Below are 25,403 nucleotides of genomic sequence, written 5' to 3'. Positions count from 1 at the left end.
TTGACGACGCTGAATGAGGGTGTGAGAGGTTTTCATGTGCTCAACCCTAACCACTGAGGTGAGAGATGGCAAGCAGTCGAAAAAAATTGAGAGGAATACTCGAAATCGAATCTATATCGAGATTTTATGCTGCCTATTCTTTGAAAGAATACTAACGATTGCGCAGTCGTGATGGGCTGCGCAATTCTCAGGGGAGGCCGGCTTGCCGGCGACTAGGGCTCGGGATCAGGGCTGAAACGCCCCGATAAAGATTGCCGGATCGACCCGGGCATCGTTCAGGCTGATATTCCAGTGCATGTGTGGGCCGGTAGCGCGTCCGGTCGCCCCCACCTTGCCGACGACTGCCCCGCGAGCCAGGGACTGACCCACCTTCACGTCAATCTTCGACATGTGGCAGAACATGCTGATAAAGCCCTGGCCGTGGTCGACGAACACCGTGTTGCCATTGAAAAAGTAGTTGCCGGTCAGGATCACCTTGCCGGCTGCCGGAGTCTTGATCGGTGTGCCTGCCGGCACTGCGAAGTCCAGGCCGGCGTGGGGATTGCGCTCCTCGCCGTTGAAGAACCGGCGCACTCCGAACTTGCTCGACAGCGGCCCGTTCACTGGCTTGTCCAGCAGCAGGTTGCTCGGGGTGTTGGGGCTGAAACTGCGATAGGCACGGAGTTGCTCTGCCAGTTCTCCATCGATGCGTTTCAGGTCTGCCGGGTTTGGATTGACCTGGCGCTGGTTCTTCAGGGTGATGTGCTGCTCGGGGTATTTTTTACTGCCCACCACGAAGTTCAGGCTGCGGTTGCCGGCGCTGATCTGCTGGGTGCCTGGCTTGACCGTCAACGGGATACCGACAATGGCCAGCCAGTTGTTCTGCTCCTTCACCACCAGCACGGGTTTACCCTGGTAGCTGACCTTGGGCGCCTGGGCTGCGCTGCCCAGGTCCACCACCGCCACGCCACCAGGCACGGGTTTGTTCAACAGGCGAGTGATGTAGCTGTCGGCGTTGGCGTTGAAGGCCAGGCACAGCAACAGCAGGGAAGTGAGAAAGCGCGGCATGGATCAGTCCAGTAGAGAAAGAGTGACAGGCGTCAGGTGGTTGTCTTCGACTCGCACCTGCAGTTCACCTTCGCCCAGGCGGGCGGTGAGGCGCTGGCCATTGCGGGTCTGTGCGGCAGTGCGGATGGCGTGGCCGCGGTCGTCCAGAAGAATGCTATAGCCGCGTCCCAGGGTGGCCAGGGGGCTGACCACATGCAGGGTTTGCATCTGACTGTGCAACTGCAGGCGTCGGGCTTTCAGGCCTTCGCGCATGGCTCGGGGCAGGCGTTCGGCGAGGCTGTCCAGGCGCTGGCGCAATAGGGCCAGTTGTCGTCCCGGATGCTGGGCGCCGAGGCGGGTTTCCAGGCGGATCAGGCGCTCGCGACGGGTATTGAGGTTGCGCTCGAAGGCCCTGCGCATGCGCATATCCAGGTCATCCAGGCGTTGTGCCTGCTGGCGCAGGCGTTCGCCGGGATGGCGCAGGCGGCGGGCCAGACCGTCGAGGCGCAAGCGGTCGCGCATCAGCCGGTCGCGGATGCGCATCACCAGGCGGCGATGCAGGCTGTCGACCCGGTGTTGCAGGTCACTGGCGTCGGGTGCCAGCAGTTCAGCGGCGGCGGAAGGGGTGGGGGCCCGTACGTCAGCGACGAAATCGCTGATGGACACGTCGGTTTCATGGCCGACGGCGCTGACGATCGGCGTCACGCAGGCATCCACCGCCCGGGCTACCGCCTCTTCGTTGAAGCACCAGAGGTCTTCCAGAGAGCCGCCGCCCCGAGCCAGGATCAAGGCATCGAAGCCTCGGGCATCGGCCAGTTGCAGGGCCCGGACGATCTGCGCCGTGGCCTCGCGACCTTGCACGGCAGTGGGGATCAGCGTCAGTGCCACCTGGGGCGCACGGCGGCGGAACACGCTGATGATGTCGCGGATCACCGCGCCAGTGGGGGAGCTGATAATGCCGATGCGTTGTGGATGGGCCGGTAACGGCACTTTGCGTTCGGCACTGAACAGCCCCTCGGCGCTGAGCTTTTCCTTGAGTGCATCGAAGGCCAGGCGCAGGGCACCATCACCGGCGGGCTCCACGGTGTCGAGAATCAGTTGGTAGTCGCCGCGCCCCTCGAACAGCGAAACCTTGCCCCGGACCTTGACCGCCAGGCCGTCCTTCAGCGCCTGGCGGACCCGTGCGGCGTTCTGCCGGAACAGCGCGCAACGCACCTGGGCGCCGCTGTCCTTGAGGGTGAAGTAGACATGGCCGGAAGCCGGGCGAGCGAGGTTGGAGATCTCGCCTTCGACCCAGATGTTGCTGAACACGTCCTCGAGCAGCACCCGGGCGCGGCCGTTGAGCTGGGTGACAGTGAGGACCTCGCGGTCCAGGCCGAGTCGTGCAAAGGGATCTTTAATCATGGGGCGCAGTTTAAGGGGCTGTCAGTCCATGGAACAACGCAATTCGATTGCCAATGATTGCGCAGCTGTTCGACAAACTGCGCCACCAGCGGTGTGGTGTCTTGCCGGTAGGCGAGGGCGACGGTGCTCTGGCAATCGCTATCGGCCAGAGGCAGGAAACGCACGTTGGCCGGGGCGATGTCCTGCATCGATTCGGGCAGCAGGGCAACGCCGAAACCGGCCTGGATCAACTGCAGTTGAGTGGTCTTGCGTGACATCACTCGCGCCGCTTTGGGAAAGAATCCCTGGCGCATGCACAGCTGCGCCGACAGATAGCTCAAACCCCCACGCTGGGGATGGGGGATGGAGATAAAGGCTTCGTTACGCAGTTGTGCAAGCTCCACGCCGTGGGCCGGTGGATCAAGGGCCAGGGGATGCTGCGGTGGCAATGCCAGCAGCAGGGGTTCGCTGAACAAGGGCACGATTTGCACTCCCTCGCATTGGCGCAGTACCGGCAGGCGCAGCAGGCCAGCATCCAGCCGGCCTTCGGCGAGTTCTTGCAACTGCGCCTCGGACGACAGCTTGACGATGTCCATCGAAGCGCCGGGGCACGCCTGTAGATACTCGCTGATGCCCCCAAGCAGACGGCCGCTCATGGGCACGGTGCTTGAGTGACTGAGGCGCAGAGTGCCCAGTTGCCCCTGGCCGACCTGGGTGGCCAGCTCGGCGGCCTTGTGCAGTTCGCTCAGCAGGTTGCGTGCCTTGGGCAGGAAGGCTTCACCGGCGGCGGTCAGCCGAGGCTGGCGGGCAGTGCGTTGGAACAGTGGGGTTTGCAGCTGGCTTTCCAGTTCCTTGATCTGCCGGCTAAGGGCTGATTGGGCGACAAACAGGCGTTCTGCCGCAGCGCTGAAGCTGCCGCATTCGGCGATTTCCACGAAATAGCGCAGTTGACGGGTTGAAATCACAAGGCATGCCTTTTTGCGATGGGTTGAAGGCTTTGATGATATTAGTCGCAAGGCTCGCCGCTGGCTAAAGTCATTGCTGATCCGCTTGGGGGAAGTCGCAGTGATGAGCGTGGTAATCGAAGGTTTGAACCAGTGGTCTTTCGGCCCGGGTGGTTGGTTGGCGATCGGCCTGGGCATCGCGCTGGCGTACATCGTGTTTGGCATCGCCGGTTTCGGCACGGCGCTGGTGGCGGGACCGGTCCTGATCCTGTTCATGCCGTTGTCGAAAATCGTGCCGCTGTTGGTGCTGCTCGACTTTGTCGCAGCCTTCGGCAACCTGCTGCCATCGCGCAAGGACGTGGCCAAGCCGGAGCTGTTGCGCCTGCTGCCTTGCATGGCGCTGGGCTGCACCTTGGGGGTGATTTTCCTGCTCAACCTCAAGTCCGATCTGCTGCTTCTATTAATGGGGCTGTTTATCAGTGCCTATGCCATCTACAGCTTGTGGGTGAAGGTACGCCCGGCTCAGTTGGCGGCCGGCTGGTCGGTGCCGATGGGAATAGTGGGAGGAATGTTTGGCGCCTTGTTCGGTAGTGGCGGCTTTTTATATGCCATTTACCTGAACAGTCGTTTGCCCAAGGACCCGGCACGGGCCACTCAAAGTGCGTTGATCAGTTGCAGTACCGTGGTGCGTCTGAGTCTGTTTGCCTTGGCCGGGGTCTATGCCGAGTTGCCGCTGCTGCTGTTGGCGGTGTGCTTGTTGCCGGCGATGGCGTTGGGTCTATGGGTGGGACGGCGCTTGACCATGAGGTTGTCCCGGGAGGCCTTTGTGCGCCTGGTGACCTGGCTGGTGCTGGCCAGTGGTGTTGCCTTGATCGGGCGCTTTCTGAGCACTTGACCTGCGGGGTTCAGGGATTAAGCTGCGGGCCTTTAAATTCGTTCGCCGGCAAGCTGGCTCCTACAATTGATGGTGGGGGCCGGCTTGCCGGCGAAAGCGTTCGTACTGTCCCGCATGTTTCAGGCTTATCCATGAACTCGCAAAGCATCCTCGTCCCGAAAATATCCACCCTGCCGGTGCACGAGCCCCGGGCTCGGGCCATCGTGCGCTGGCTGGTGCGCAAGAACATCGTCGAGGAAACCCTGAGCACGTGCGGGCGCACCGGCAATCGCATGGGCCATGCGATTGCGCCGGGGGCACGGGAGGTGGTGCTGCGGCCGCAGGCGCTGCCCTTCGGCGAGCCGATCAATGGTCTGGAGATCATCACCAAACGCTGCATCTATACCCCGGCCAAGGGCTTTCTCGAAGAAGCCGGCTGTGCCGAATGCCGCCAGGAAGTGGGTGAAGCGCTGTTCGAGAGCCTGGAAGACTGGATGCCGGGGCGCACCGATAACTTCACCTGTCCCGAGTGCGGTCATGAAGATGACATCAACGGCTTTCTGTTTCTTCAGGAATGCGGCTTTTCCAACTTGGGCTTTATCTTCAACAACTGGGCCGAAGCGGGTTTCAAACAGAGTTTTATCGACGAGTTTGCCGACTGGCTGGATCAACCGATAAGTTGGGTCAAGGTCGAGTTGTAGCGCGCTGATATCTCCATCTATCACTCCAGTGATATTAGACAGAGTTTTACATTGAGCCCGGGTAGGTGTCTGAGTATAATGGCGCGCTTCCATTTTCCCGCCCGGGAGCCCCCGCGATGCTGCGTATCAGCCAAGAAGCCCTCACCTTCGACGACATCCTCTTAGTGCCCGGTTATTCCGAAGTACTGCCTAATGAAGTCAGTCTAAAGACCCGTTTGACCCGTGGCATCGAGCTGAATATTCCACTGGTTTCCGCCGCCATGGACACCGTCACTGAAGCCCGTCTGGCAATCGCCATGGCTCAGGAAGGCGGCATCGGCATCATCCACAAGAACATGACCATCGAGCAGCAAGCTGCCGAAGTGCGCAAGGTCAAGCGTTTCGAAGCCGGTGTGGTCAAAGACCCCATCACCATCGAAGCCGACGCCACCGTGCGTGACCTGCTCGAATTGACCAACATGCACAACATCTCCGGTGTGCCCGTGCTGCACAACGGCGATCTGGTGGGCATCGTGACTTCCCGCGACGTCCGTTTCGAAAGCCGTCTGGAAGCCAGTGTCCGCGAAGTGATGACGCCTAAAGAGCGCCTGGTCACTGTCAAGGAAGGCGCCGACAAGACCGCCGTCCGTGAGCTGCTGCACAAGCACCGTATCGAACGCGTGCTGATCGTCGATGACGCCTTTGCCCTCAAGGGCATGATGACCGTCAACGACATCGAAAAAGCCAAGGCCTACCCGCTGGCCAGCAAGGACGATCAAGGTCGTCTGCGTGTCGGCGCTGCGGTCGGTACCGGCAAAGATACGGGCGATCGCGTTGCTGCGCTGGTCAATGCCGGTGTCGACGTGGTGGTGGTCGACACCGCCCACGGTCACTCCAAGGGCGTGATCGACCGCGTTCGCTGGGTCAAAGAGAACTTCCCGCAAGTGCAGGTGATCGGCGGCAACATCGCCACTGGCGCTGCAGCCAAGGCCCTGGCCGAAGCCGGCGCCGACGCGGTCAAGGTCGGTATCGGCCCTGGCTCGATCTGCACCACCCGCATCGTTGCCGGTGTCGGCGTGCCGCAAATCAGCGCGATCGCCAATGTTGCAGCGGCACTGGTCGGCACGGGCGTTCCGCTGATCGCCGACGGCGGTATCCGTTTCTCCGGTGACCTGTCCAAGGCCATCGTGGCCGGTGCCTCCTGCGTGATGATGGGCTCGATGTTCGCCGGTACCGAAGAGGCGCCGGGCGAGATCGAACTGTTCCAGGGTCGTTCCTACAAGGCTTACCGTGGCATGGGTTCCCTGGGCGCCATGTCCCAGGCCCAGGGCTCTTCCGACCGCTACTTCCAGGACTCCTCCGCGGGTGCCGAGAAGCTGGTGCCGGAAGGGATCGAAGGTCGCGTGCCGTACAAGGGCTCCCTGACTGCGATCATCCATCAGCTGATGGGCGGCCTGCGTTCTTCCATGGGCTACACCGGTAGCGCCAACATCGAAGAAATGCGCACCAAGCCGGAGTTTGTCCGCATCACCGGCGCCGGCATGGCTGAATCCCACGTCCACGACGTGCAGATCACCAAGGAAGCGCCAAACTATCGCGTAGGTTGATAGTGATCGCCTCCAGGCCCAGGCCCGGAGGCGATTGACGAATTTAGTAACCGGGGCTGTGTTTTTCAGCCCCGTGTCGTTTCTGAAATTAGACGAGACTGACCATGGCCCTCGACATTCACGCCCACCGCATTCTGATCCTCGACTTCGGTTCCCAGTACACCCAATTGATCGCCCGCCGCGTGCGCGAGATCGGGGTCTACTGCGAACTGCATCCGTTCGACATGGACGACGAAGCGATCCGCGAATTCGCTCCCAAAGGCGTCATCCTCGCCGGCGGTCCCGAGTCCGTGCACGAAGCCAACAGCCCTCGCTGCCCACAAGCGGTGTTCGATCTGGGCGTTCCGGTCTTCGGCATCTGCTACGGCATGCAGACCATGGCCGAGCAAATGGGCGGCAAGGTCGAAGGTTCCGAACTGCGCGAATTCGGTTACGCCCGGGTTGATGTGGTGGGCAAGAGCCGCCTGCTGGACGGCATCGAAGACCACGTCGACGCCGACGGCCTGTTCGGTCTCGACGTGTGGATGAGCCACGGTGACAAGGTCACCAAGATGCCAAAGGATTTCCACATCCTGGCCAGCACCCCGAGCTGCCCGATTGCCGGCATGTTCAACGATGACCTGCGCTACTACGGCGTGCAGTTCCACCCGGAAGTGACCCACACCAAGCAGGGCGGCCGCATCCTGTCGCGCTTCATCCTCGACATCTGCGGCTGTGAAGCGCTGTGGACCCCGTCGAAGATCGCCGAAGACGCCATTGCCCAGATCCGTGCCCAGGTTGGCACCGACAACGTCCTGCTGGGCCTGTCCGGCGGTGTCGACTCCTCGGTGGTCGCGGCCCTGCTGCACAAGGCCATCGGCGACCAGCTGACCTGCGTTTTCGTCGACAACGGCCTGCTGCGCCTGCACGAAGGCGAGCAAGTGATGGCCATGTTCGCCGAGAACATGGGCGTCAAGGTGATCCGCGCCAACGCCGAGGAGCAGTTCCTCAACAACCTGGCCGGCGAGTCGGACCCTGAGAAGAAGCGCAAGATCATCGGCCGTACCTTCATCGACGTGTTCGATGCCGAATCCTGCAAGCTGGAAAACATCAAGTACCTGGCCCAGGGCACCATCTACCCGGACGTGATCGAGTCGGCTGGCGCGAAAAGCGGCAAGGCCCACGTGATCAAGTCGCACCACAACGTGGGCGGCCTGCCGGAAGAAATGAACCTCAAGCTGGTTGAACCGCTGCGCGAGCTGTTCAAGGACGAAGTCCGCCGTCTGGGCCTGGAGCTGGGCCTGCCGTACGACATGGTCTACCGTCACCCGTTCCCGGGCCCGGGCCTGGGGGTGCGCATCCTGGGTGAAGTGAAGAAGGAATACGCCGACCTGCTGCGTCGCGCCGACCACATCTTCATCGAAGAACTGCGCAAGGCCGACTGGTACCACAAGGTCAGCCAGGCATTCGTCGTGTTCCAGCCAGTGAAATCCGTCGGTGTGGTCGGCGATGGCCGCCGTTACGCCTGGGTCGTGGCCCTGCGCGCGGTGGAAACCATCGACTTCATGACCGCCCGTTGGGCACACCTGCCTTACGAGCTGCTGGAAACCGTCAGCGGCCGGATCATCAACGAAATCGAAGGCATCTCCCGCGTCACTTACGACGTGTCGAGCAAGCCGCCGGCAACGATCGAGTGGGAATGATTGGGGCCGAGTGATCGGCGCTTGATCCACTGGCTTTAACCAATGGCGATCGGGACCTTCGGGGATCGATCGCCATTGTCGTTTCTGCGGAGATTGAATCCGTTACACATCGGCATTTGTGTTGCAGAACCTTTAGAAACGCTGCTTTTTCACCTTCCGGCAATATCACGTAAGACATGTTCGGCGCTCTGCCCCGGGCTTCTCTCTACCCTTGGGTCTCCCCCCGCTGTTTTTGCTGCGGCTTGTTCGTGGCGCGGGTTTGATCGGATTGCACAAGGTTGTCAGTTGACAACCCTGCATGACTGGCGATACTGGAGGCTATGGATGGCTCGTGCAACTCATCCCAAGAAGGACATTGAAATGGCTCTGCGCTACGCCGAATGGCAGAGCTGGCGAATCGAGGTCGGTGCTGGCCATGCGTGGGGGCGGATCTACTGCCCGTATAACAACGAAGTGTGCCGCTGCGGCGAGTTCTGCATCACCAGTGTCTGGCGTACGCCGAAGAACCCGACCCAGCACGCCCGGGCAATATGCCGGGTGATCGACAACTGCACTGTGAATCAGCTGCGTGGGGCCAAGGCGCCGGCAGCCCGTCAGGAGTAAGCACCATGGAATACCTGTTCACCCTCAACTATCTGCTGCCGCTGGAGGGCTGCGATCCGCTGCAACTGGTGGAGCGCCTCGGTGCGGCGGGCTGCACCGACGCCCTGGTGGGCACCGGTCTGGCCGGGCGCCTGGCCCTGGAGTTCAGTCGCGAGGCCGAGAGTGCCGAAGCGGCGCTGCTCAGTGCCCTGGGGGATATCAAGCGCATCATCCCCGAGGCGCGGCTGGTGGAGGCCAGCCCGGACTTTGTCGGCCTCAGCGAGATCGCCGAGATCGTCGGCGTGTCCCGGCAGAACATGCGCAAGCTGATGCTCGGCCACGCCGACAGTTTTCCCCTGGCGATCCATGAGGGCAGCACCTCGCTGTGGCATCTGGCGGAGGTTCTGAGCTGGCTGGACAGCAAGGGCGGTTACCCTCTCAAGCACCCGGTGATCGAGGTGGCGCGGGTGGCACAGCAGGTGAACACCGCCAAGGAGTCGAAGCGCATCGGCCCCCTCAGCGGTGAGCTGGTGGCCCTGCTGGGCTGACGGGGTAGGGCTTAGCGCCGGGCCACGTCGGAGAAGTAGAACTTGTCCAGGGTGTGCCGTGATTCGGTGTACTCGAACTGCCGTCCGTCCTGGAGAAAGGTCTGGTTGCTGACCACGATCACATGGCTCTGGCCGTCCAGGTCGAGCAGTTGCTGATCGTCCTTGCTCCGCGGGCTGGCCTCGATGGTGCGCTGGGCATAGCTGATGTTCAGTTGCAGGGTCTGTTCGATGTAGGCGTAGATCGAATGCTCGGCGATCTGCCGGTCCAGCCCCGGAATCAGCTCGGCGACAAAATGGTTGATGTCGAGAATCACCCGCTTGCCGTCGATTCGCCGCACGCGCTTGATCCGTGTGATCAGGCTGCCTTCTTGCGCCTGCAGATGGTTGCGCAGGGCGCCTTGCAGGGGGAACTGGCTGAACTCCACCACCTCGGTGCTGACGTCATCCCCCAGGCGTGGATAGGTTTCCTGGAAGCTGACGATGCCGCCCAGTTGGAACTCGATGGGATTGGGCGAGAGCACGAAGGTGCCCTTGCCGTGGATCTTCTGCGCGAAACCGCGCTCCTGCAGCAGTTCGATGGCCTTGCGCACGGTGCCGCGACTGGCCTGGTAGCTGTCCATCAGTTCGCTTTCCGAAGGCAGGCGGGCGCCACGCTCAAGACGTTCGGTGGTGATGCTGGCAAGCAGATCGCTGTAGATCTGGTTGTATTTGCTCATGGGATGGCTCTGTGCCGGACTGTGCTCAAGGCAGGCACCTTAAGGGCTGGACGGGGCATTTGTCCATGCGCCCTGGTGATGCTTTAGCGGGTGGAAAAAGCATGGGGCAGGGCCACGCCGGAAGAAAATTTCAAACTCGTCTGTACGAGTTATTGATTTAACTCGTACAGACGAGTAATTTGCCCCTCGGCGTGCTGCCAATAACAAAAATCTCAGGTGGAAGAACAAGCATGAGCCACGACTATTCAACGATCGCCAGCGAGTTGCTGCACAGCCTCGGTGGCGCCGACAACCTCGAACAGGCAGCCCACTGCGTGACCCGCCTGCGCCTGGCCCTCAAGGACCCGAGCCTGGTCGACAGCGCCACCCTCAACCAGATCGATCTGGTCAAGGGCTCGTTCTTCACCGGTGGCCTGTTCCAGGTGGTGATCGGCCCTGGCGAGGTAGAGAAGGTCTACGCGGCCCTGCGTGAGCAGACGGGGCTCGCGGTTTCCACCATTGCCGACGTGAAGCAGAAGGGCGCGGAAAAGACCAACGCCATGCAGCGTCTGGTGCGGGTGTTCTCCGATGTGTTCATGCCCATCCTGCCGGCCCTGATCATCGCCGGCCTGCTGATGGGGGTGAACAATCTGCTGGGCGCCAAGGGCATGTTCATCGAGGGCAAGACCCTGCTTGAGGCGTACCCGGGGCTGGATGGGCTCTGGAGCCTGATCAACCTGATGGCCAACACCTCCTTCGTATTCCTCCCGGCCCTGGTGGGCTGGTCGGCGGCCAAGCGCTTTGGCGGCAGCGAGATCCTCGGCATTGTCCTGGGGCTGATGCTGGTCCACCCGGACCTGCTCAATGCCTGGAACTATGGCAAGGCCGTGGCCGGGTTGGACGGCCAGAGCCTGCCGTACTTCGACATCTTCGGTCTGTTCCAGATCGAGAAGGTGGGCTACCAGGGGCAGATCCTGCCGATCCTGCTGGCGGCCTATGTGATGAGCGTGATCGAAAAATGGCTGCGCGCCCGGGTGCCCAACGCCATCACCCTGCTGGTGGTACCCATCACCACCATCGTGGTCACCGGCGTACTGGCCCTGGCGATCATCGGGCCGGTGACCCGGCACCTGGGAATCCTCATCACCGAAGGCGTGGTCACCCTGTTCGAGCTGGCGCCCATGCTCGGCGGCGCCATCTTCGGTCTGCTCTACGCACCGCTGGTGATCACTGGCATGCACCACATGTTCCTGGCCGTCGACCTGCAACTGATCGCCACCCAGGGCGGCACTTTTATCTGGCCGATGATCGTCATGTCCAACCTGGCCCAAGGCAGCGCGGCCCTGGCGGTGTTCACCATGAGCCGCAACGCTCGTGATCGCAGCATGGCCTCGACCTCGGCGATTTCCGCCTACTTCGGCATCACCGAGCCGGCGATGTTCGGCGTCAACCTGCGCTACAAGTTTCCCTTCTACGCCGCGCTGATCGGCTCGGCCCTGGGCAGCATCTTTCTCTCGCTGAACAAGGTCCAGGCCTCGGCCATCGGTGTCGGTGGGCTGCCGGGGTTCATCTCGATCATTCCCCAGTACATCCCGACGTTCGTGATTGGCATGGTCATCGCCCTGGTGGTGCCTTTTGTCCTGACCTGCGGCCTGAGCCTGAAGATCATCCGGCCCGGCTATCGCGTGGCCTGACCCGCCCTGTAGGCGCCGGCTCGCCGGCGAATGTCCTCGCACTTTCCAAAGGATTCCCCCATGCAAGACTGGCAGCGTTCGGTGATCTACCAGATCTACCCGAAAAGTTTTCACAGCCACCAAGGCCAGGCCACCGGTGACCTGCTGGGGGTGGTGGACAAGCTCGACTACCTGCACTGGCTGGGGGTCGATTGCCTGTGGCTGACCCCGTTCCTGCGCTCGCCGCAGCGGGACAACGGCTATGACATCAGCGACTACTACGCCATCGATCCCAGCTACGGCAGCATGGCCGACTGCGAGTTGCTGATCGCCGAAGCCGGCAAGCGCGGGATCAAGCTGATGCTGGATATCGTGGTCAACCACACCTCCATCGAGCACGCCTGGTTCCAGCAGGCCCGCAGCAGCCTGGACAACCCCTACCGGGATTTCTACATCTGGCGCGATGAGCCCAATAACTGGGAATCCAAGTTCGGCGGCTCCGCCTGGGAATACGAGGCCCAGACCGGGCAGTACTACCTGCACCTGTTCGATCACACCCAGGCCGACCTCAACTGGGACAACCCCCAGGTGCGCGCTGAAGTGTTCAAGATGATGCGCTTCTGGCGCGACAAGGGCGTCGGCGGCTTCCGCCTCGACGTGATCAACCTGATCTCCAAGCCGGCGGATTTCCCCGAGGATCAGAGCGACGGCCGCCGCTTCTATACCGACGGTCCCAACGTGCACCAGTACCTGCAGGAAATGCATCGGGAAGTGTTCGCCGGGCACGATCTGGTGAATGTCGGCGAGATGTCCTCCACCTGCCTGGAACACTGCATTCGCTATTCCCATCCGGAGTCGAAGGAGCTGTCGATGACCTTCAACTTCCATCACCTGAAGGTGGACTACCCCAACCAGCAGAAGTGGCTGCGGGCCGATTTCGACTTCCTCGAACTCAAGCGCATCCTCTCCGACTGGCAAACCGGCATGCAGGCCGGTGGCGGCTGGAATGCGCTGTTCTGGTGTAACCACGACCAGCCGCGGGTGGTCTCGCGCTTTGGCGACGACGGTGAGCACCGGGGGGTGTCGGCGAAGATGCTGGCCACCGCGCTGCACCTGCTCCAGGGCACGCCTTTCGTCTACCAGGGCGAAGAGCTGGGCATGACCAATCCGCACTTCGAGCGGATCGAGCAGTACCGCGATGTCGAGACCCTGAACATCCACCGCCTCAAGCGTGAGGCCGGTGAAGAGCCGCAGGCCATCATGGCGGCGATCCAGCAGAAGTCCCGGGACAACGGGCGCACGCCGATGCAGTGGAATGCCGGGATCAATGCTGGTTTCAGCAGCGCCGAGCCCTGGATCGGGATACCGGCCAACGCCAGCCAGATCAATGTCGAGGCGCAACTCGACGACGAAGATTCGGTGCTGCATCACTACCGTCGGCTGATCGCCTTGCGCCGCCAGGAAGCGCTGATCCAGCACGGCCTCTATCGCCAGCTGCTGCCGGAGCATCGGCAAGTCTGGGCCTATGTGCGCGAGGGCGACGGCGAGCGCCTGCTGGTGGTGAACAACTTCTATGGCTCGCCGTGTGAGGTCGAGTTGCCGGAAGCGGTGATCAGCACCGGCATGCAACAGCGCCTGCTGATCAGCAACTACCCGGACCACGAGCCCCGCAACCGGCACTTGCACCTGCGGCCTTACGAGTCCTTCGTCCTGCACCTGACCTTGTAGGCGCCGGCTGTCGGCGAACCGGGCCAGGCGATCTTTCTGGCCCAGCGCATGCGCCGCCAAGCCGGTTCCGATGAATCCATACAACACAATAAAAATAATGCGGTGGCTTATGAAAACAACAATAAATCGCGCTCTGGCGGCGTCCTGCCTGTGTCTGACCTTGCCCTTGCCCTTGCCGGCCCAGGCCCTGGAGTTTGCCGGGTACCTGCGCAGCGGCCTGGGGACCTCGGTGAACAGCGGCTCGCAGTCCTGCTTCCAGTTGCCCGGCGCGCAGTCCAAGTACCGCCTGGGCAACGAGTGTGAGCAGTACGCGGAGCTTGAGCTGCGCCAGGACCTGTACACCCTGGAAGATGGCTCGGTGCTCAGCGTCGACGGCATGGCTTCGCTTTACAACCGCTACGACCGCAACCTGAGCTTCCAGGGCGAAAACGGCTCGGCGCGCATGCCGCAGATGTACGCCCAGTGGTCGAACCTGCCCAGCCTCAATGGCGGCTCGCTGTGGGCCGGTCGCCGTTACTACAAGCGTAACGACATCCATATTTCCGACTTCTACTACTGGAACCAGAGCGCCACCGGCGGCGGGGTCGAGGACGTGCGCATCGGCGATCTGAAGTACAGCTACGCCTTTTCCCGCAAGGACAATCTCTATCAGAAGCAGGCGGTGAGCCGTCATGACTTCAACGTCGCCGGCTTCCAAACCAACCCCGGCGGCGAGCTGGAGCTGGGCCTGAGCTACCTGGAAAAGCCCGATCGCCGTGGAGCCCACAATGGCTGGGCGATCACCACCCAGCATGTGCAGCAGGACTTTTTCGGCGGCAAGAACAAACTGGCCCTGCAATACGGCGAAGGCCCCGGCACCGGCCTGGGCTACACCGGCAACACCGACCTGGATGCCGGTAACAAGAGCTATCGCCTGGTGGAGTTCTTCGACTGGCAACTGACCCCGCGCTTCGGCGGCCAGGTGGAGGCGGTCTATCAGAAGGACATTCGCCCCGACGGCCAGGACCAGAACTGGATCTCCCTGGGCGTGCGTCCGGCCTATGCCATCACCGAGCAGTTCAAGCTGGTGACCGAGTTCGGCCACGATCAGGTTGAGGCGCCCGGGGTCACCCGCAAACTCAGCAAGTTCACCTTCGCGCCCACCTGGTCACCCAAGGGGCCTGAGTTCTGGGCCCGGCCGGAGGTGCGCCTGTACTACACCTATGCCAGCTGGAACGAGGCCGCCAAACGCGCGGCCAATGAGCTGGCGGCCGGTTCCGCGCTGTCCGACAGCGGTGTGTTCGGCAGCGCCCGGCACGGTGCGAACGTCGGTTTGCAGGTCGAGTACTGGTGGAAATAAGCGATGCTGTCGGGGCTCGCGCTCCATCGGCACTTCAAGGAATCATTAGCAGGTGACGTCATGGCCATAACCCAACCCTTGCAATTGCTCGCGCCCCTGTCCGGGGTGCTGCTGCCCCTGGAGCAGGTCCCGGACCCGGTGTTTTCCAGCCGGGTGATCGGTGACGGGCTGTGCATCGACCCGACTTCCCAGATCCTCTGCGCGCCGCTGTCCGGGGTGGTCAGCAACCTGCAGCGCAGCGGCCACGCGCTGAGCATCACCGGCGAGCAGGGCCAGCAGGTGCTGATGCACATCGGGCTGGACACGGTGAACCTGGCGGGCAAGGGCTTCACCTGCCTGATCGAGGAAGGTCAGCAAGTCACGGCTGGCCAGCCGCTGATCGAGTTCGACGCCGACTACCTGGCCCTGCATGCCCGTAGCCTGTTGACCCTGATGCTGGTGGTCAGTGGCGAGGCGGTGACGGGGCTGGTGTCCGGCAGCCTGCTGGTGGAGCTGGGACAGCCGGTGTTGCAGATCGAGCCCACCTCCGCAGAGGAAGGTGCCAAGGCCGAGGACGCTGAAGCTGAGGCGCTGTTTTCCAAACCGCTGATCCTCGGCAACCCCCAGGGCCTGCATGCGCGCCCGGCGGCTTTGCTGGCCCAGGCCGCCAAGGGCTTTGCCGCGAACATCTGCCTGCACCGGCGCCAGGACTCGGCCAATGCCAAGTCCCTGGTGTCGATCATGGCCTTGCAGACGGTGCAGGGCGATGTCTTGCAGGTCAGTGCCGCAGGTGCGGATGCCGAGCGGGCGCTCCAGGTTCTGGTGGAGCTGTTGGCCTCGGGTTGTGGCGAGAAAGTCAGTGCTGCGGCGCCGAGTCTTGCGCCGCTAGCGGCGCGGGATGAGTCGTTGGAGACGGTTCTGCGGGGAGTCTGTGCGTCACCGGGTTCGGCGGTCGGCCAGGTGCTGCAGGTGGCTGAACAGCGCCTGCAGATAAAGGAGTGGGCGGTGAACCCGCAGCAAGAGCGCGAAGTGCTTGAGCGGGCCTTGCGGGAGGCGGTCCGGGACCTGCAACAGCTGCGGGACAATGCCCGGGGTGGCGCGCAGCAGGAAATCTTTCGGGCCCACCAGGAGCTCCTCGACGATCCGAGTCTGTTGCAGCAGGCCGAGGCCCTGATCGTCACCGGCAAGAGCGCTGCCTTTGCCTGGAACCGTGCCATCGAGGCCACCGCCGAGCTGTTCAAGGGCCTGGGCAGTACGCTGTTGGCTGAGCGCGCGGTGGATCTGGCGGACGTCGGCCAACGGGTGCTCAAGCGGATGCTCGGGGTGCAAGAGCATGCCCTGAGCTTGCCGGATCAGGCCATTCTGATTGCCGAGCAACTGACCCCCTCGCAGACCGCGAGCCTGGACACGGCCAAGGTACTGGGGTTTGCCACCGTTGGCGGCGGCGCCACCAGCCACGTGGCGATCCTCGCCCGGGCCCTGGGCCTGCCGGCGATCTGTGGCCTGTCGTCCCGGGTCCTGTCCCTGGCCAACGGCACCCGGGTTCTGCTGGATGCCGATCGCGGCGAACTGCATACGGACCCGGACCCTCAGCGTCTGCAGCAACTGGAGTCCCTGCGTCAGCAGCAACGCCTGCGCCAGCGTCAGGACCTGGCCCAGGCCGCGCAACCGGCGGTGACCCGCGATGGTCATCATCTGGAGGTCACGGCCAACATTGCCTCTCTGGCGGAGGCCGAGCAGGCCATGAGCCTGGGCGGTGAAGGCGTGGGCCTGTTGCGTTCGGAGTTCCTCTACCAGGACCGCAGCCACGCCCCGAGCCCCGAGGAGCAGGCCGAAACCTATCTGGCCATTGCCCAGGCCCTGGGGCCGACGCGCAATCTGGTGGTGCGGACCCTGGACGTGGGCGGCGACAAGCCCCTGGCCTATGTGCCCATGGACAGCGAAGCCAACCCTTTTCTCGGCCTGCGGGGTATCCGCCTGTGCCTGGAGCGTCCCGAACTGCTGCGCGAGCAGTTCCGGGCGATGCTCGCCTGCGCCGGGCAGGCCCGCCTGCACATCATGCTGCCGATGGTCAGCCAGCTGGCGGAGCTGCGTCAGGCGCGCCAGTTGCTCGATGACGAGGTTCGGGCCCTGGGCCTCGCGGAGCGGCCCAAGCTGGGGATCATGATCGAGGTGCCTTCAGCGGCCTTGATGGCGGATCGTTTTGCCCCGGAGGTGGATTTCTTCTCCATCGGCACCAACGACCTGACCCAGTACACCCTGGCCATGGACCGCGATCATCCGCGCCTGGCCGGTCAGGCCGACAGCTTCCATCCGTCAGTGCTGCGCCTGATCGCACGCACGGTGCAGGCCGCCCATGCCCACGGCAAGTGGGTCGGCGTCTGCGGCGCCCTGGCTTCCGAAACCCTGGCGGTGCCGCTGTTGCTGGGCCTGGGGGTGGATGAACTGTCGGTGAGCGTGCCGTTGATTCCCGCCATCAAGGCCCGGGTACGGGAGTTGGATCTGAGCGAGTGCCAGGCCTTGGCAGCGCGGATCATCGATCTGGAAGACGCGGTTCAGGTACGTGAATGCCTGCAACGGCAGCAAGTCGCCGCCGACTCACTGATTCTGGAGAACTGAAGATGTTCGAGAAATTGCAACGGGCGTTCTGGAAGGCCCTGACTCCAGACCTGATCCCTGATCAGCCGAAGGCCCCCCAGGCCAAGGGCCGTGTTCTGAGTGACGCGATGCTGGCGGCACTGGGTGGTAGCGCCAACATCAAGAGCCAACAACCATTGGCCCTGACCCGCCTGCGCCTGGAACTGCATGATCCGCAGTTGCTGGACAGCAGCGCCCTGCGAGTGGCGGGGGTGCCGGCAGTGATGCCCCTGGCCGGTGGTGTGGTGCATCTGCTGTTGGGATTGCAGGGCTGAGGGGCTTGTTCGCCGGCAAGCCGGCTCCTGCAAGAGCAACGGGCTTGCCAGGGAGCAGGCTCCCGAAAACACCCATCGTTTCCCCGTCCCGCCTGCGTCCGGTCGCCGCGCCGGCCTTACTGTTTCTCAACTGCGGGTGTATCGTATTCGCCTTTTGCGGGCTTGGGCCCGCCGCGGATACGTGAGGTAGTTGAGTCCATGTCCTTTACCCGTCGACAAATACTCGGTGGTCTGGCCGGTCTGGTAGTGGTGGGCGTGGGAGCGGGTGGCGCCTCGCGCTACTGGCTGGGGAAAATGGCCGACGCTGAAGCGGGCCACGACTACGAACTGATCGCTGCGCCGCTGGATGTGGAACTGGTGCCAGGGCACAAGACCCAAGCCTGGGCTTTCGGGCCGTCGGCACCGGGTACCGAACTGCGAGTGCGCCAGGGCGAGTGGCTGCGGGTGCGCTTTATCAACCATCTGCCCGTGGCCACCACCATCCACTGGCACGGCATCCGCCTGCCCCTGGAAATGGACGGCGTGCCTTACGTCTCGCAACTGCCGGTGCTACCCGGCGAATACTTCGACTACAAGTTCCGCGTACCGGATGCCGGTAGCTACTGGTATCACCCCCATGTGAACAGCAGCGAAGAACTGGGCCGCGGCCTGGTGGGCCCGCTGATCGTCGAAGAGCGCGAACCCACCGGATTCCAGTACGAGCGCACCCTGAGCCTGAAAAGCTGGCACGTGGATGAAGAGGGCGCGTTCGTCTCCTTCAGCATCCCCCGGGAAGCGGCGCGGGGCGGCACGGCCGGGCGCCTGTCCACCATCAACGGCGTGTCCCAGGCGGTGATCGACCTGCCGGCCGGGCAGATTACTCGGGTGCGCCTGCTCAACCTGGACAACACCCTGACCTACCGCATCAACATCCCCGATGTCGAAGCGCAGATCTATGCACTGGACGGCAACCCCATCGAGCCGCGTCCTTTGGGCAAGGAGTACTGGCTGGGGCCGGGCATGCGTATCTGCCTGGCGATCAAGGCGCCGGCGGCGGGGCAGGAACTGTCCCTGCGCAACGGTCCGGTGCGCCTGGGCACCTTGCGTTCGGTGGCCAACAACGATGCGCCGACCCAGTGGCCGCCAGCCCTGCCGGCCAACCCGGTGGCCGAGCCGGATCTCGACAACGCCGAGAAGCTCAACTTCAATTTCGAGTGGGTTGGCTCGGTCTCGGTGAACGTGGACAATGGCCAGCCGCCGAGCCTGTGGCAGATCAACGGCCAGGCCTGGGACATCACCGACAAGACCTGCGCCGACCGCCCGATTGCCACGCTGAAAAAGGGCAAGAGCTACATTTTCGAATTGAAGAACATGACTCAGTACCAACACCCGATCCACTTGCACGGCATGAGCTTCAAGGTCATCGCCTCGAACCGCAAGAAGATCACTCCCTACTTCACCGACACCTACCTGCTGGGCAAGAACGAGCGTGCCCGCGTGGCGCTGGTGGCGGATAACCCTGGGGTCTGGATGTTCCACTGCCACGTGATCGACCACATGGAAACCGGTCTGATGGCCGCCATCGAGGTGGCGTGATGCGTCAGATACGCCCGGCGCCGATCATCGACCGCAGCCGCGACCAGGACTTCATGCGCGAAGCCCTGGCCCTGGCCGCCCAGGGTGCCGCCCTGGGGGAAGTGCCGGTCGGCGCGGTGCTGGTGCTGGATGGCCAGATCATCGGCCGCGGTTACAACTGCCCCATCAGCGGCAGCGACCCCAGCGCCCACGCCGAAATGGTGGCGATCCGCGCGGCGGCCCAGGCAGTGAGCAACTATCGCCTGCCCGGCAGCACCCTGTACGTGACCCTGGAACCTTGCAGCATGTGCGCCGGGCTGATCGTCCATTCGCGCATTGCCCGCGTGGTGTACGGCGCCCTGGAACCCAAGGCCGGCATCGTGCAGAGCCAGGGCCAGTTCTTCACCCAGGGCTTTCTCAATCATCGGGTGCTGTACGAGGGCGGGGTGCTGGCCGAAGAGTGCGGCACGGTGTTGAGCGAATTCTTCAAGGCGCGCCGGGCGCGCTGAGCGCAAACCGGTTCGCGGCCTACACCAAACCGTAGGAGCCGGCTTGCCGGCGAAGAGGCCCTTGAGCCTTGCACCGCTTTGGCGGGCGCCTTCGCTGGCAAGCGGAACACCGCCCGGCCAGCTCCTACAGGGGGAAGGCGGGGTTATTTTCTGGCGACAATCACCGCGCGCATCGGCGCCGGCAGGCCTTCGATGGTCTTGCTGTGATCGTTGGGGTCGAGGAAATCGCTCAGGGACTGGTACTTCATCCACTCGGTGCCGCGCTGCTCCTCGACGCTGGTCACGCTCACATCCACGCAGCGCACGTCGCTGAACCCGGCGCGCCGCAGCCACAGTTCCAGAGCCGGCACCGAGGGCAGGAACCACACGTTGCGCATCTGCGCATAACGGTCTTCCGGCACCAGCACCTGATGCTGATCGCCTTCCACCACCAGGGTTTCCAGCACCAGTTCGCCACCCTTGACCAGGCAGTCCTTGAGCGCCAGCAGATGCTCGATGGGCGAACGCCGGTGGTAGAACACCCCCATGGAAAATACGGTGTCGAAACCTTCCAGGTTGGCCGGCAGGTCTTCGAAAGGAAACGGCAAGTGCCACACCGAGGGCTCCGACAGGTAGCGCTGCACCGCCTGGAACTGGCAGAAGAACAGCCAGTTGGGGTCCACGCCAATCACGCTGTGGGCGCCGGCGCCGAGCATGCGCCACATGTAGTAGCCATTGCCGCAGCCGACATCGAGGATGCGTTTGCCTTCAAGGTTCAGGTGCGGCGCGACCCGCGACCACTTCCAGTCCGAACGCCATTCGGTATCCACGTGCACGCCGAACAGGTCGAACGGGCCCTTGCGCCACGGTGACAGGCCCATCAGTGCGGTACGCATCTGCGCCCGGGTGGCGTCGTCGCAGTCGGTGTCCAGGCGCAGGCCGTTGATCAGGTCGACTTCGCTGGGCTGGATCTTCGGCAATGCGTCGAGGGCGCTCTGCCAGCGCTCCAGGTCGCCATGGCCCTTTTCCATCTTGGCATCGAGCTGGGCTTGCAGGCCGTTGGCCCATTCGGCCAGGGGCGTGCCCGCCAGACGGCGAGCGAGGGGAGACAGATCAATCATGGCAGGGCAATCAACGAGGCAAAATTAAGACACTGGAACCACGGCACGACTTTCGAGAACCCGGCGGCCAGCAGGCGTTCGCGGTGTTCTTCGAGGCTGTCGGGCTTCATGACGTTTTCGATGGCGCTGCGCTTCTGGGCAATTTCCAGTTCGCTGTAGCCGTTGGCGCGTTTGAAGGCGATGTGCAGGTCGGTGAGCAGGGCGTGTTCCTCGGCATCGTTGAAGCGCAGCTTCTCCGAGAGGATCAGCGCGCCGCCGGGCAGCAACGACTGGCGGATGCGCCCGAGCAGGGCCAGGCGTTGCTCGGGGGCGATGAACTGCAGGGTGAAGTTCAAAGCCACCACCGAGGCCGGCTGGAACTCCAGGGCCAGGATATCGCCTTCGATCACCTGCACCGGCAGCAACTCCTGGAACATCGAATCCTGGCCGTTGAGGTATTCCCGGCAACGCTCGACCATGGCCGCCGAATTGTCCACGGCGATCACCCGGCAACCGTCGCTGCGCACATGGCGGCGCAGGGCCTGGGTCACCGCGCCCAGGGATGAGCCCAGGTCGTAGAGCACGCTGTTGGGCTGAGCGAACTGCGCGGCCAGCACCCCGAGGTTCTCGACAATGGTCGGGTAACCCGGCACCGAGCGCTTGATCATGTCCGGGAACACCCGCACCACATCCTCGTTAAAGGCGAAGTCGGGCACCTGGGCCAGGGGCTGGGCGAATAGGCGGTCGGGTTCTTTGCTCACGGCATTTCCAGCGATGGAGATAAAAAGAGGGCGGCATTGTAGCCGCTGGCGCAGGCTGCGATAAGGCCCGCAGGGCCTTCAGCAGAGCAAGGGCGACGCAAGGTGTGGCCCTTTTCGCCGGCAAGCCGGCCACTACTGAGAGTAGGGACCGGCTTGTTGGCGCCGGCTGATCAGCGCGGCTTCTGGCTGAACGCCGAAGCAGCGATACCCCACTGGCCCAGCCAGTAGAAAATGATGATCAAGTAGGGCGCGGCATCGAAGGCCACCACGAAGCGGCTGATGCCAATCAGGCTGTCGGAGAAGGCGAAGCTCAGGGCCCCCGCGGCCGCTAGCGCCGCCGAGCGTTTGGGCACCGCTGAGCCCAGGCGTGCCAGGGCGCGCCAGAGCATGGCGCTGATGGTCAGGGCGTAGACGATCACCGGGATCAGCAGCGGGCCCAGGCCGTGGGAAATCAGGATGCTCAACAGCCCCGCGCCAATGGCCAGTGCCACGACCAGCGGCAACAGCGCCAGGCGCCGACAGTCGCAGAGATAGGCCTTGAGGTAGGCCAGGTGCGCCACCAGAAACGCCCCGAGGCCGAACACGAACAGGTCCGAAGGCCAGGCCAGCAGCACGTCCCCCAGCACTGAGAACAACAAGCCAATGGCGATCCAGCGGCGATAGTCCTCCGGCGGCGCATCGTGCAACCAGCCCAGCAGGGCCAGTACCGGCAGCGGCTTGACCAACAGGCAGAGCAACGTGGCGTGCACGCTGATCCCGTAGATGAAGGTGGCGGCGCCCATTAGCGCAAGAATCAGCCAGCCCATGTCAGTTGACCGTGATCGAGCAGTCGAAGGCTTTTACCGGTGCTTCTTCCGGTGCCCAGGGTTGCTGATAGGTCAGCAGCAGTCGGCCCTGGCCGCTGGCGAAGGCCTGGAAACGCCAGGTGGATTGACCACCACTGCCCACCAGACCGGTGTTCTCGGGATTGCTGTAGACCTCGGGGCTGACCTTGCGCAGGATGCCGCCGGCCGAATCCTGGATTGCCCAGCGATAGCCCGTGGTGGGATTGCTGGGTAGGGTCAGGGTCAGGGTTTGCCCGTTGTGCAATTGCAGGGGGCATTGGCTCTGGTTTTCCACGGTGACGTTTTGCTTGGGCTGGCTGGCGCAGGCGGCCAGCAGGGCGAGGCTGAGCAGGGCAAGCAGGCGAGGTGCGGACATGGGTCAGGAAGCTCCGATCATTCGTGACGAACGGCGAGCATAACTGAAGATGATGGGCGGTGTGGGCCGGGGGACGGAGGTTGGCGCTTATGGCCTGTTCGCCGGCAAGCCGGCTCCTACAAGGGACAACCTGTAGGAGCCGGCTTGCCGGCGAAGGGATTTAGAACAGTACCTTGGCCACGTCGGCAAAACGCTTGGCGAAATGCACGGTGATGCCTTCCTTGAGGTAGTCCGGCAGTTCCTCGAAATGCCCGCGGTTGGGCTCCGGCAGGATCAGCTCAAAGATCTTCTGCCGCCGCGCCGCGATGACTTTCTCCCGCACCCCGCCAATGGGCAGCACGTGGCCGGTGAGGGTCAGCTCGCCGGTCATGGCCACGCCTTTTTTCGGCGGCTGGTTGCGCGCCAGGGACAGCAAGGCGCTTGCCATGGTCACCCCGGCACTCGGGCCATCCTTGGGCGTGGCACCTTCAGGAACGTGCAGGTGGACGAAGGCTTCGTCGAAGAACTTGCTGTCGCCGCCGAACTGCTTGAGGTGCGAACTGACGTAGCTGTAGGCGATCTCCGCCGACTCCTTCATCACATCCCCCAACTGGCCGGTGAGCTTGAAACCACGGTTGTGGGTATGAATCCGCGTCGCCTCGATGGGCAGGGTCGCGCCGCCCATGCTGGTCCAGGCCAGGCCGGTGATGACTCCGGTGCCGCTCAGGACCTGCTCGTTGCGGAACACCGGCATGCCCAGGGAGGCCTCCAGGTCCTTGGGCCCGATCTTGATGTTTGCATCCGGCTCGTCCAGCAGCTTGACCACCGCTTTGCGCACCAGTTTGCCCAGTTGTTTCTCCAGTTGGCGCACCCCGGCTTCCCGGGCGTAACTGTCGATCACGGCGCGCAGGGCGCTGTCGCTGATGCTCAGGCTGCTCTTGGCTACACCGGCTTTCGTCAACTGCTTGGGCCACAGGTGGCGCTTGGCGATGGCGAGTTTTTCCTCGGTGATGTAACCCGACAGGCGAATCACTTCCATGCGGTCGAGCAGCGGCCCGGGGATCGAGTCCAGGGTGTTGGCGGTGCACACGAACAACACCTTGGACAGGTCCATGCGCAGGTCCAGGTAATGGTCGAGGAAGTCGACGTTCTGCTCCGGATCGAGGGTCTCCAGCAGGGCTGAGGCCGGGTCGCCCTGGTAGCTCTGGCCCATCTTGTCGATCTCGTCGAGCATGATCACCGGGTTCATCACCTCCACTTCCTTGAGGGCCTGCACCAGCTTGCCCGGCTGGGCACCGATGTAGGTGCGGCGGTGGCCCTTGATCTCGGCTTCGTCGCGCATGCCGCCGACACTGAAGCGATAGAACGGCCGCCCCAGGGATTCGGCAATGGACTTGCCGACACTGGTCTTGCCCACGCCCGGCGGGCCTACCAGCAGCACGATGGAGCCGCTGATCTCGCCCTTGTAGGCGCCCACCGCGAGGAATTCGAGGATGCGGGTCTTGATGTCATCGAGCCCGGCGTGGTGCTGGTCGAGCACTTTGCGCGCGTGCTTGAGGTCGAGCTTGTCCTCGCCGTAGACGCCCCAGGGCACAGCGGTGGCCCATTCCAGGTAGTTGCGGGTAACGGCGTATTCCGGCGAGCCGGTTTCGAGGATCGACAGCTTGTTCATTTCCTCGGCGATGCGTTTCTGCGCCTGGGCCGGCAGGACCTTGCCGCTCAGCCGCTGCTCGAACTGCTCCAGGTCGGCGCTGCGGTCGTCCTTGGTCAGCCCCAGTTCCTGCTGGATCACCTTGAGCTGTTCCTTGAGGAAGAATTCGCGCTGGTGCTCGCCGATCTTGCGGTTGACCTCGGCGGAGATCTCTTTCTGCAGGCGCGCGACCTCGACTTCCTTGCGCAGCATCGGCAGGACTTTTTCCATGCGCTTGAGCATCGGCACGCAGTCCAGCACCTCCTGCAACTCGTTGCCGGTGGCGGAAGTCAGGGCGGCGGCGAAGTCGGTCAGGGGCGAAGGGTCGTTGGGGCTGAAGCGGTTGAGGTAGTTCTTCAGTTCTTCGCTGTACAGCGGATTGAGCGGCAGCAGCTCCTTGATCGCGTTGATCAGCGCCATGCCGTAGGCCTTGACCTCATCGGTGGGTTCGCTGGGCTGGTGCGGGTATTCGACCTCCACCAGGTAGGGCGGCCGGTGGTGTTTGAGCCAGGTGCGGATGCGTACCCGGGTCAGGCCCTGGGCGACGAATTGCAGCTTGCCGTTCTCGCGGCTGGCGTGGTGGACCTTGACCAGGGTGCCGTACTCCGGCAACGCGGATGTATCGAAGTGGCGCGGGTCTTCCTGGGGGGTATCCATGAAAAACAGGGCCAGGGAGTGGTGGTCGGATTGGCTTACCAGCTCCAGGGTTTCGGCCCAGGGTTCTTCGTTGACAATCACCGGCAGTACCTGCGCCGGGAAGAAGGGACGATTGTGAATCGGCATGATGTAGACCTTGTCCGGCAGATTCTGCCCGGGCAGGGCCAGGCCGGTGCCATGGGCACTGGGCTGTTCGGTATTTTCCGGATCGAGGTACTCACGTGGATCTTCGGGAAATGCTTGCTGGTCGCTCATGAAGGCTCCTGCGCGATGGGCTATGCAGGTTAGATGGGGCAGGTCGAGACGGGTTTCAATGGGAAAC

22 protein-coding genes are annotated in these 25,403 nt (G+C 63.3%); 13 read left to right on the top strand and 9 right to left on the bottom strand.

Annotation, left to right across the window (positions count from 1 at the left end; translation table 11 throughout):
* Window positions 1-225: 225 nt before the first annotated feature.
* Genes J5M73_RS16590 through J5M73_RS16580 form a run of 3 tightly spaced genes read right to left on the bottom strand, consistent with a single transcriptional unit; the run spans window position 226 to window position 3,374 of the window.
* Complete coding sequence (locus tag J5M73_RS16590; RefSeq protein WP_102860408.1) at window positions 226-1,047, bottom strand: M23 family metallopeptidase; 822 nt, start codon at window positions 1,045-1,047, stop codon at window positions 226-228.
* Window positions 1,048-1,050: 3 nt separating this feature from the next.
* Complete coding sequence (gene xseA / locus J5M73_RS16585) at window positions 1,051-2,430, bottom strand: exodeoxyribonuclease VII large subunit (protein WP_102860409.1); 1,380 nt, start codon at window positions 2,428-2,430, stop codon at window positions 1,051-1,053.
* Window positions 2,427-3,374 carry a LysR family transcriptional regulator gene (locus J5M73_RS16580; protein ID WP_102860410.1) on the bottom strand — a complete coding sequence of 316 codons (948 nt, stop codon included), beginning with the start codon at window positions 3,372-3,374 and terminating at the stop codon, window positions 2,427-2,429. The genes xseA and J5M73_RS16580 overlap by 4 nt, the downstream gene beginning before the upstream one ends.
* Before the next feature lie 103 nt (window positions 3,375-3,477).
* Between J5M73_RS16580 and J5M73_RS16575 the strand changes: the two genes are divergently transcribed.
* From J5M73_RS16575 to J5M73_RS16550, 6 genes are all read left to right on the top strand, one after another.
* Window positions 3,478-4,248, top strand: a complete 771-nt coding sequence (locus J5M73_RS16575) for a sulfite exporter TauE/SafE family protein (RefSeq protein ID WP_102860411.1) — start codon at window positions 3,478-3,480, stop codon at window positions 4,246-4,248.
* 131 nt (window positions 4,249-4,379) lie between these two features.
* Window positions 4,380-4,928 carry a sugar ABC transporter ATPase gene (locus J5M73_RS16570; protein WP_102860412.1) on the top strand — a complete coding sequence of 183 codons (549 nt, stop codon included), beginning with the start codon at window positions 4,380-4,382 and terminating at the stop codon, window positions 4,926-4,928.
* Window positions 4,929-5,044: 116 nt separating this feature from the next.
* Window positions 5,045-6,514: an IMP dehydrogenase gene (gene guaB / locus J5M73_RS16565; protein WP_102860413.1), complete on the top strand. Its 1,470-nt coding sequence runs from the start codon at window positions 5,045-5,047 to the stop codon at window positions 6,512-6,514.
* 104 nt (window positions 6,515-6,618) lie between these two features.
* A complete protein-coding gene (gene guaA, locus J5M73_RS16560) occupies window positions 6,619-8,196 on the top strand; it encodes a glutamine-hydrolyzing GMP synthase (RefSeq protein ID WP_102860414.1) in 1,578 nt (525 codons plus the stop codon).
* Between the two features lie 324 nt (window positions 8,197-8,520).
* The gene (locus tag J5M73_RS16555; RefSeq protein WP_102860415.1) at window positions 8,521-8,799 is read left to right on the top strand and encodes a hypothetical protein; all 279 of its coding nucleotides are present in this window, start codon (window positions 8,521-8,523) and stop codon (window positions 8,797-8,799) included.
* A 5-nt stretch (window positions 8,800-8,804) separates the two neighbouring features.
* Window positions 8,805-9,326: a DNA-binding protein gene (locus tag J5M73_RS16550; protein WP_102860416.1), complete on the top strand. Its 522-nt coding sequence runs from the start codon at window positions 8,805-8,807 to the stop codon at window positions 9,324-9,326.
* Window positions 9,327-9,337: 11 nt separating this feature from the next.
* Here the strand turns inward: J5M73_RS16550 and treR are convergent, their stop codons facing one another.
* The gene (treR, locus tag J5M73_RS16545; RefSeq protein ID WP_102860417.1) at window positions 9,338-10,042 is read right to left on the bottom strand and encodes a trehalose operon repressor; all 705 of its coding nucleotides are present in this window, start codon (window positions 10,040-10,042) and stop codon (window positions 9,338-9,340) included.
* A 230-nt stretch (window positions 10,043-10,272) separates the two neighbouring features.
* Here treR and treP point away from each other — a divergent pair, with 230 nt between their 5' ends.
* The 7 genes from treP to tadA all read left to right on the top strand — a co-directional run bounded on the left by treP (window position 10,273) and on the right by tadA (window position 19,715).
* Complete coding sequence (gene treP / locus J5M73_RS16540; RefSeq protein ID WP_102860418.1) at window positions 10,273-11,715, top strand: PTS system trehalose-specific EIIBC component; 1,443 nt, start codon at window positions 10,273-10,275, stop codon at window positions 11,713-11,715.
* A gap of 60 nt (window positions 11,716-11,775) precedes the next feature.
* Window positions 11,776-13,422: an alpha,alpha-phosphotrehalase gene (gene treC / locus J5M73_RS16535; RefSeq protein WP_102860419.1), complete on the top strand. Its 1,647-nt coding sequence runs from the start codon at window positions 11,776-11,778 to the stop codon at window positions 13,420-13,422.
* Between the two features lie 109 nt (window positions 13,423-13,531).
* On the top strand, window positions 13,532-14,761 hold the full coding sequence (locus J5M73_RS16530) for a carbohydrate porin (RefSeq protein WP_102860420.1): 1,230 nt from the start codon (window positions 13,532-13,534) through the stop codon (window positions 14,759-14,761).
* A gap of 60 nt (window positions 14,762-14,821) precedes the next feature.
* Complete coding sequence (ptsP, locus tag J5M73_RS16525; RefSeq protein WP_102860421.1) at window positions 14,822-17,359, top strand: phosphoenolpyruvate--protein phosphotransferase; 2,538 nt, start codon at window positions 14,822-14,824, stop codon at window positions 17,357-17,359.
* A gap of 2 nt (window positions 17,360-17,361) precedes the next feature.
* The gene (locus tag J5M73_RS16520; RefSeq protein WP_102860422.1) at window positions 17,362-17,652 is read left to right on the top strand and encodes a PTS transporter subunit EIIB; all 291 of its coding nucleotides are present in this window, start codon (window positions 17,362-17,364) and stop codon (window positions 17,650-17,652) included.
* Between the two features lie 198 nt (window positions 17,653-17,850).
* Window positions 17,851-19,227, top strand: coding sequence for a multicopper oxidase family protein (locus tag J5M73_RS16515; protein WP_102860423.1), 1,377 nt, complete (start codon window positions 17,851-17,853; stop codon window positions 19,225-19,227).
* Entirely contained in the window at window positions 19,227-19,715 is a 489-nt protein-coding gene (tadA, locus tag J5M73_RS16510) for a tRNA adenosine(34) deaminase TadA (protein WP_047305914.1), read from the top strand. Before J5M73_RS16515 ends, tadA begins: the two co-directional genes overlap by 1 nt.
* A 143-nt stretch (window positions 19,716-19,858) precedes the next feature.
* On the opposite strand, the gene cmoB is transcribed toward tadA, so the two are convergent.
* The 5 genes from cmoB to lon all read right to left on the bottom strand — a co-directional run bounded on the left by cmoB (window position 19,859) and on the right by lon (window position 25,336).
* Window positions 19,859-20,815 (bottom strand): tRNA 5-methoxyuridine(34)/uridine 5-oxyacetic acid(34) synthase CmoB, encoded by a 957-nt coding sequence (cmoB, locus tag J5M73_RS16505; RefSeq protein WP_102860424.1) that lies wholly within the window; start codon window positions 20,813-20,815, stop codon window positions 19,859-19,861.
* Complete coding sequence (gene cmoA / locus J5M73_RS16500; protein WP_102860425.1) at window positions 20,812-21,555, bottom strand: carboxy-S-adenosyl-L-methionine synthase CmoA; 744 nt, start codon at window positions 21,553-21,555, stop codon at window positions 20,812-20,814. Before cmoA ends, cmoB begins: the two co-directional genes overlap by 4 nt.
* Before the next feature lie 170 nt (window positions 21,556-21,725).
* Window positions 21,726-22,361: a lysoplasmalogenase gene (locus J5M73_RS16495; protein WP_102860426.1), complete on the bottom strand. Its 636-nt coding sequence runs from the start codon at window positions 22,359-22,361 to the stop codon at window positions 21,726-21,728.
* Between the two features lies 1 nt (window position 22,362).
* Complete coding sequence (locus J5M73_RS16490; protein WP_102860427.1) at window positions 22,363-22,755, bottom strand: protease inhibitor I42 family protein; 393 nt, start codon at window positions 22,753-22,755, stop codon at window positions 22,363-22,365.
* Window positions 22,756-22,915: 160 nt separating this feature from the next.
* Entirely contained in the window at window positions 22,916-25,336 is a 2,421-nt protein-coding gene (lon, locus tag J5M73_RS16485) for an endopeptidase La (RefSeq protein WP_102860428.1), read from the bottom strand.
* Window positions 25,337-25,403 lie beyond the last annotated feature (67 nt).

It is taken from the genome of Pseudomonas sp. 50_B, from assembly GCF_017491625.1.
Classification (GTDB): Bacteria; Pseudomonadota; Gammaproteobacteria; order Pseudomonadales; family Pseudomonadaceae; genus Aquipseudomonas; species Aquipseudomonas danubii.
This window is presented reverse-complemented; position numbering and strand designations above follow the sequence as displayed.

Coding starts and splice junctions, on each gene's coding strand:
- guaB (WP_102860413.1), top strand. CDS start 5,045: ATGCTGCGTATCAGCCAAGAAGCCCTCACCTTCGACGACATCCTCTTA.
- tadA (WP_047305914.1), top strand. CDS start 19,227: ATGCGTCAGATACGCCCGGCGCCGATCATCGACCGCAGCCGCGACCAG.
- J5M73_RS16495 (WP_102860426.1), bottom strand. CDS start 22,361: ATGGGCTGGCTGATTCTTGCGCTAATGGGCGCCGCCACCTTCATCTAC.
- J5M73_RS16590 (WP_102860408.1), bottom strand. CDS start 1,047: ATGCCGCGCTTTCTCACTTCCCTGCTGTTGCTGTGCCTGGCCTTCAAC.
- J5M73_RS16570 (WP_102860412.1), top strand. CDS start 4,380: ATGAACTCGCAAAGCATCCTCGTCCCGAAAATATCCACCCTGCCGGTG.
- treR (WP_102860417.1), bottom strand. CDS start 10,042: ATGAGCAAATACAACCAGATCTACAGCGATCTGCTTGCCAGCATCACC.
- treC (WP_102860419.1), top strand. CDS start 11,776: ATGCAAGACTGGCAGCGTTCGGTGATCTACCAGATCTACCCGAAAAGT.
- J5M73_RS16555 (WP_102860415.1), top strand. CDS start 8,521: ATGGCTCGTGCAACTCATCCCAAGAAGGACATTGAAATGGCTCTGCGC.
- treP (WP_102860418.1), top strand. CDS start 10,273: ATGAGCCACGACTATTCAACGATCGCCAGCGAGTTGCTGCACAGCCTC.
- J5M73_RS16490 (WP_102860427.1), bottom strand. CDS start 22,755: ATGTCCGCACCTCGCCTGCTTGCCCTGCTCAGCCTCGCCCTGCTGGCC.
- xseA (WP_102860409.1), bottom strand. CDS start 2,430: ATGATTAAAGATCCCTTTGCACGACTCGGCCTGGACCGCGAGGTCCTC.
- J5M73_RS16515 (WP_102860423.1), top strand. CDS start 17,851: ATGTCCTTTACCCGTCGACAAATACTCGGTGGTCTGGCCGGTCTGGTA.
- J5M73_RS16575 (WP_102860411.1), top strand. CDS start 3,478: ATGAGCGTGGTAATCGAAGGTTTGAACCAGTGGTCTTTCGGCCCGGGT.
- J5M73_RS16550 (WP_102860416.1), top strand. CDS start 8,805: ATGGAATACCTGTTCACCCTCAACTATCTGCTGCCGCTGGAGGGCTGC.
- J5M73_RS16530 (WP_102860420.1), top strand. CDS start 13,532: ATGAAAACAACAATAAATCGCGCTCTGGCGGCGTCCTGCCTGTGTCTG.
- lon (WP_102860428.1), bottom strand. CDS start 25,336: ATGAGCGACCAGCAAGCATTTCCCGAAGATCCACGTGAGTACCTCGAT.
- J5M73_RS16520 (WP_102860422.1), top strand. CDS start 17,362: ATGTTCGAGAAATTGCAACGGGCGTTCTGGAAGGCCCTGACTCCAGAC.
- cmoB (WP_102860424.1), bottom strand. CDS start 20,815: ATGATTGATCTGTCTCCCCTCGCTCGCCGTCTGGCGGGCACGCCCCTG.
- guaA (WP_102860414.1), top strand. CDS start 6,619: ATGGCCCTCGACATTCACGCCCACCGCATTCTGATCCTCGACTTCGGT.
- ptsP (WP_102860421.1), top strand. CDS start 14,822: ATGGCCATAACCCAACCCTTGCAATTGCTCGCGCCCCTGTCCGGGGTG.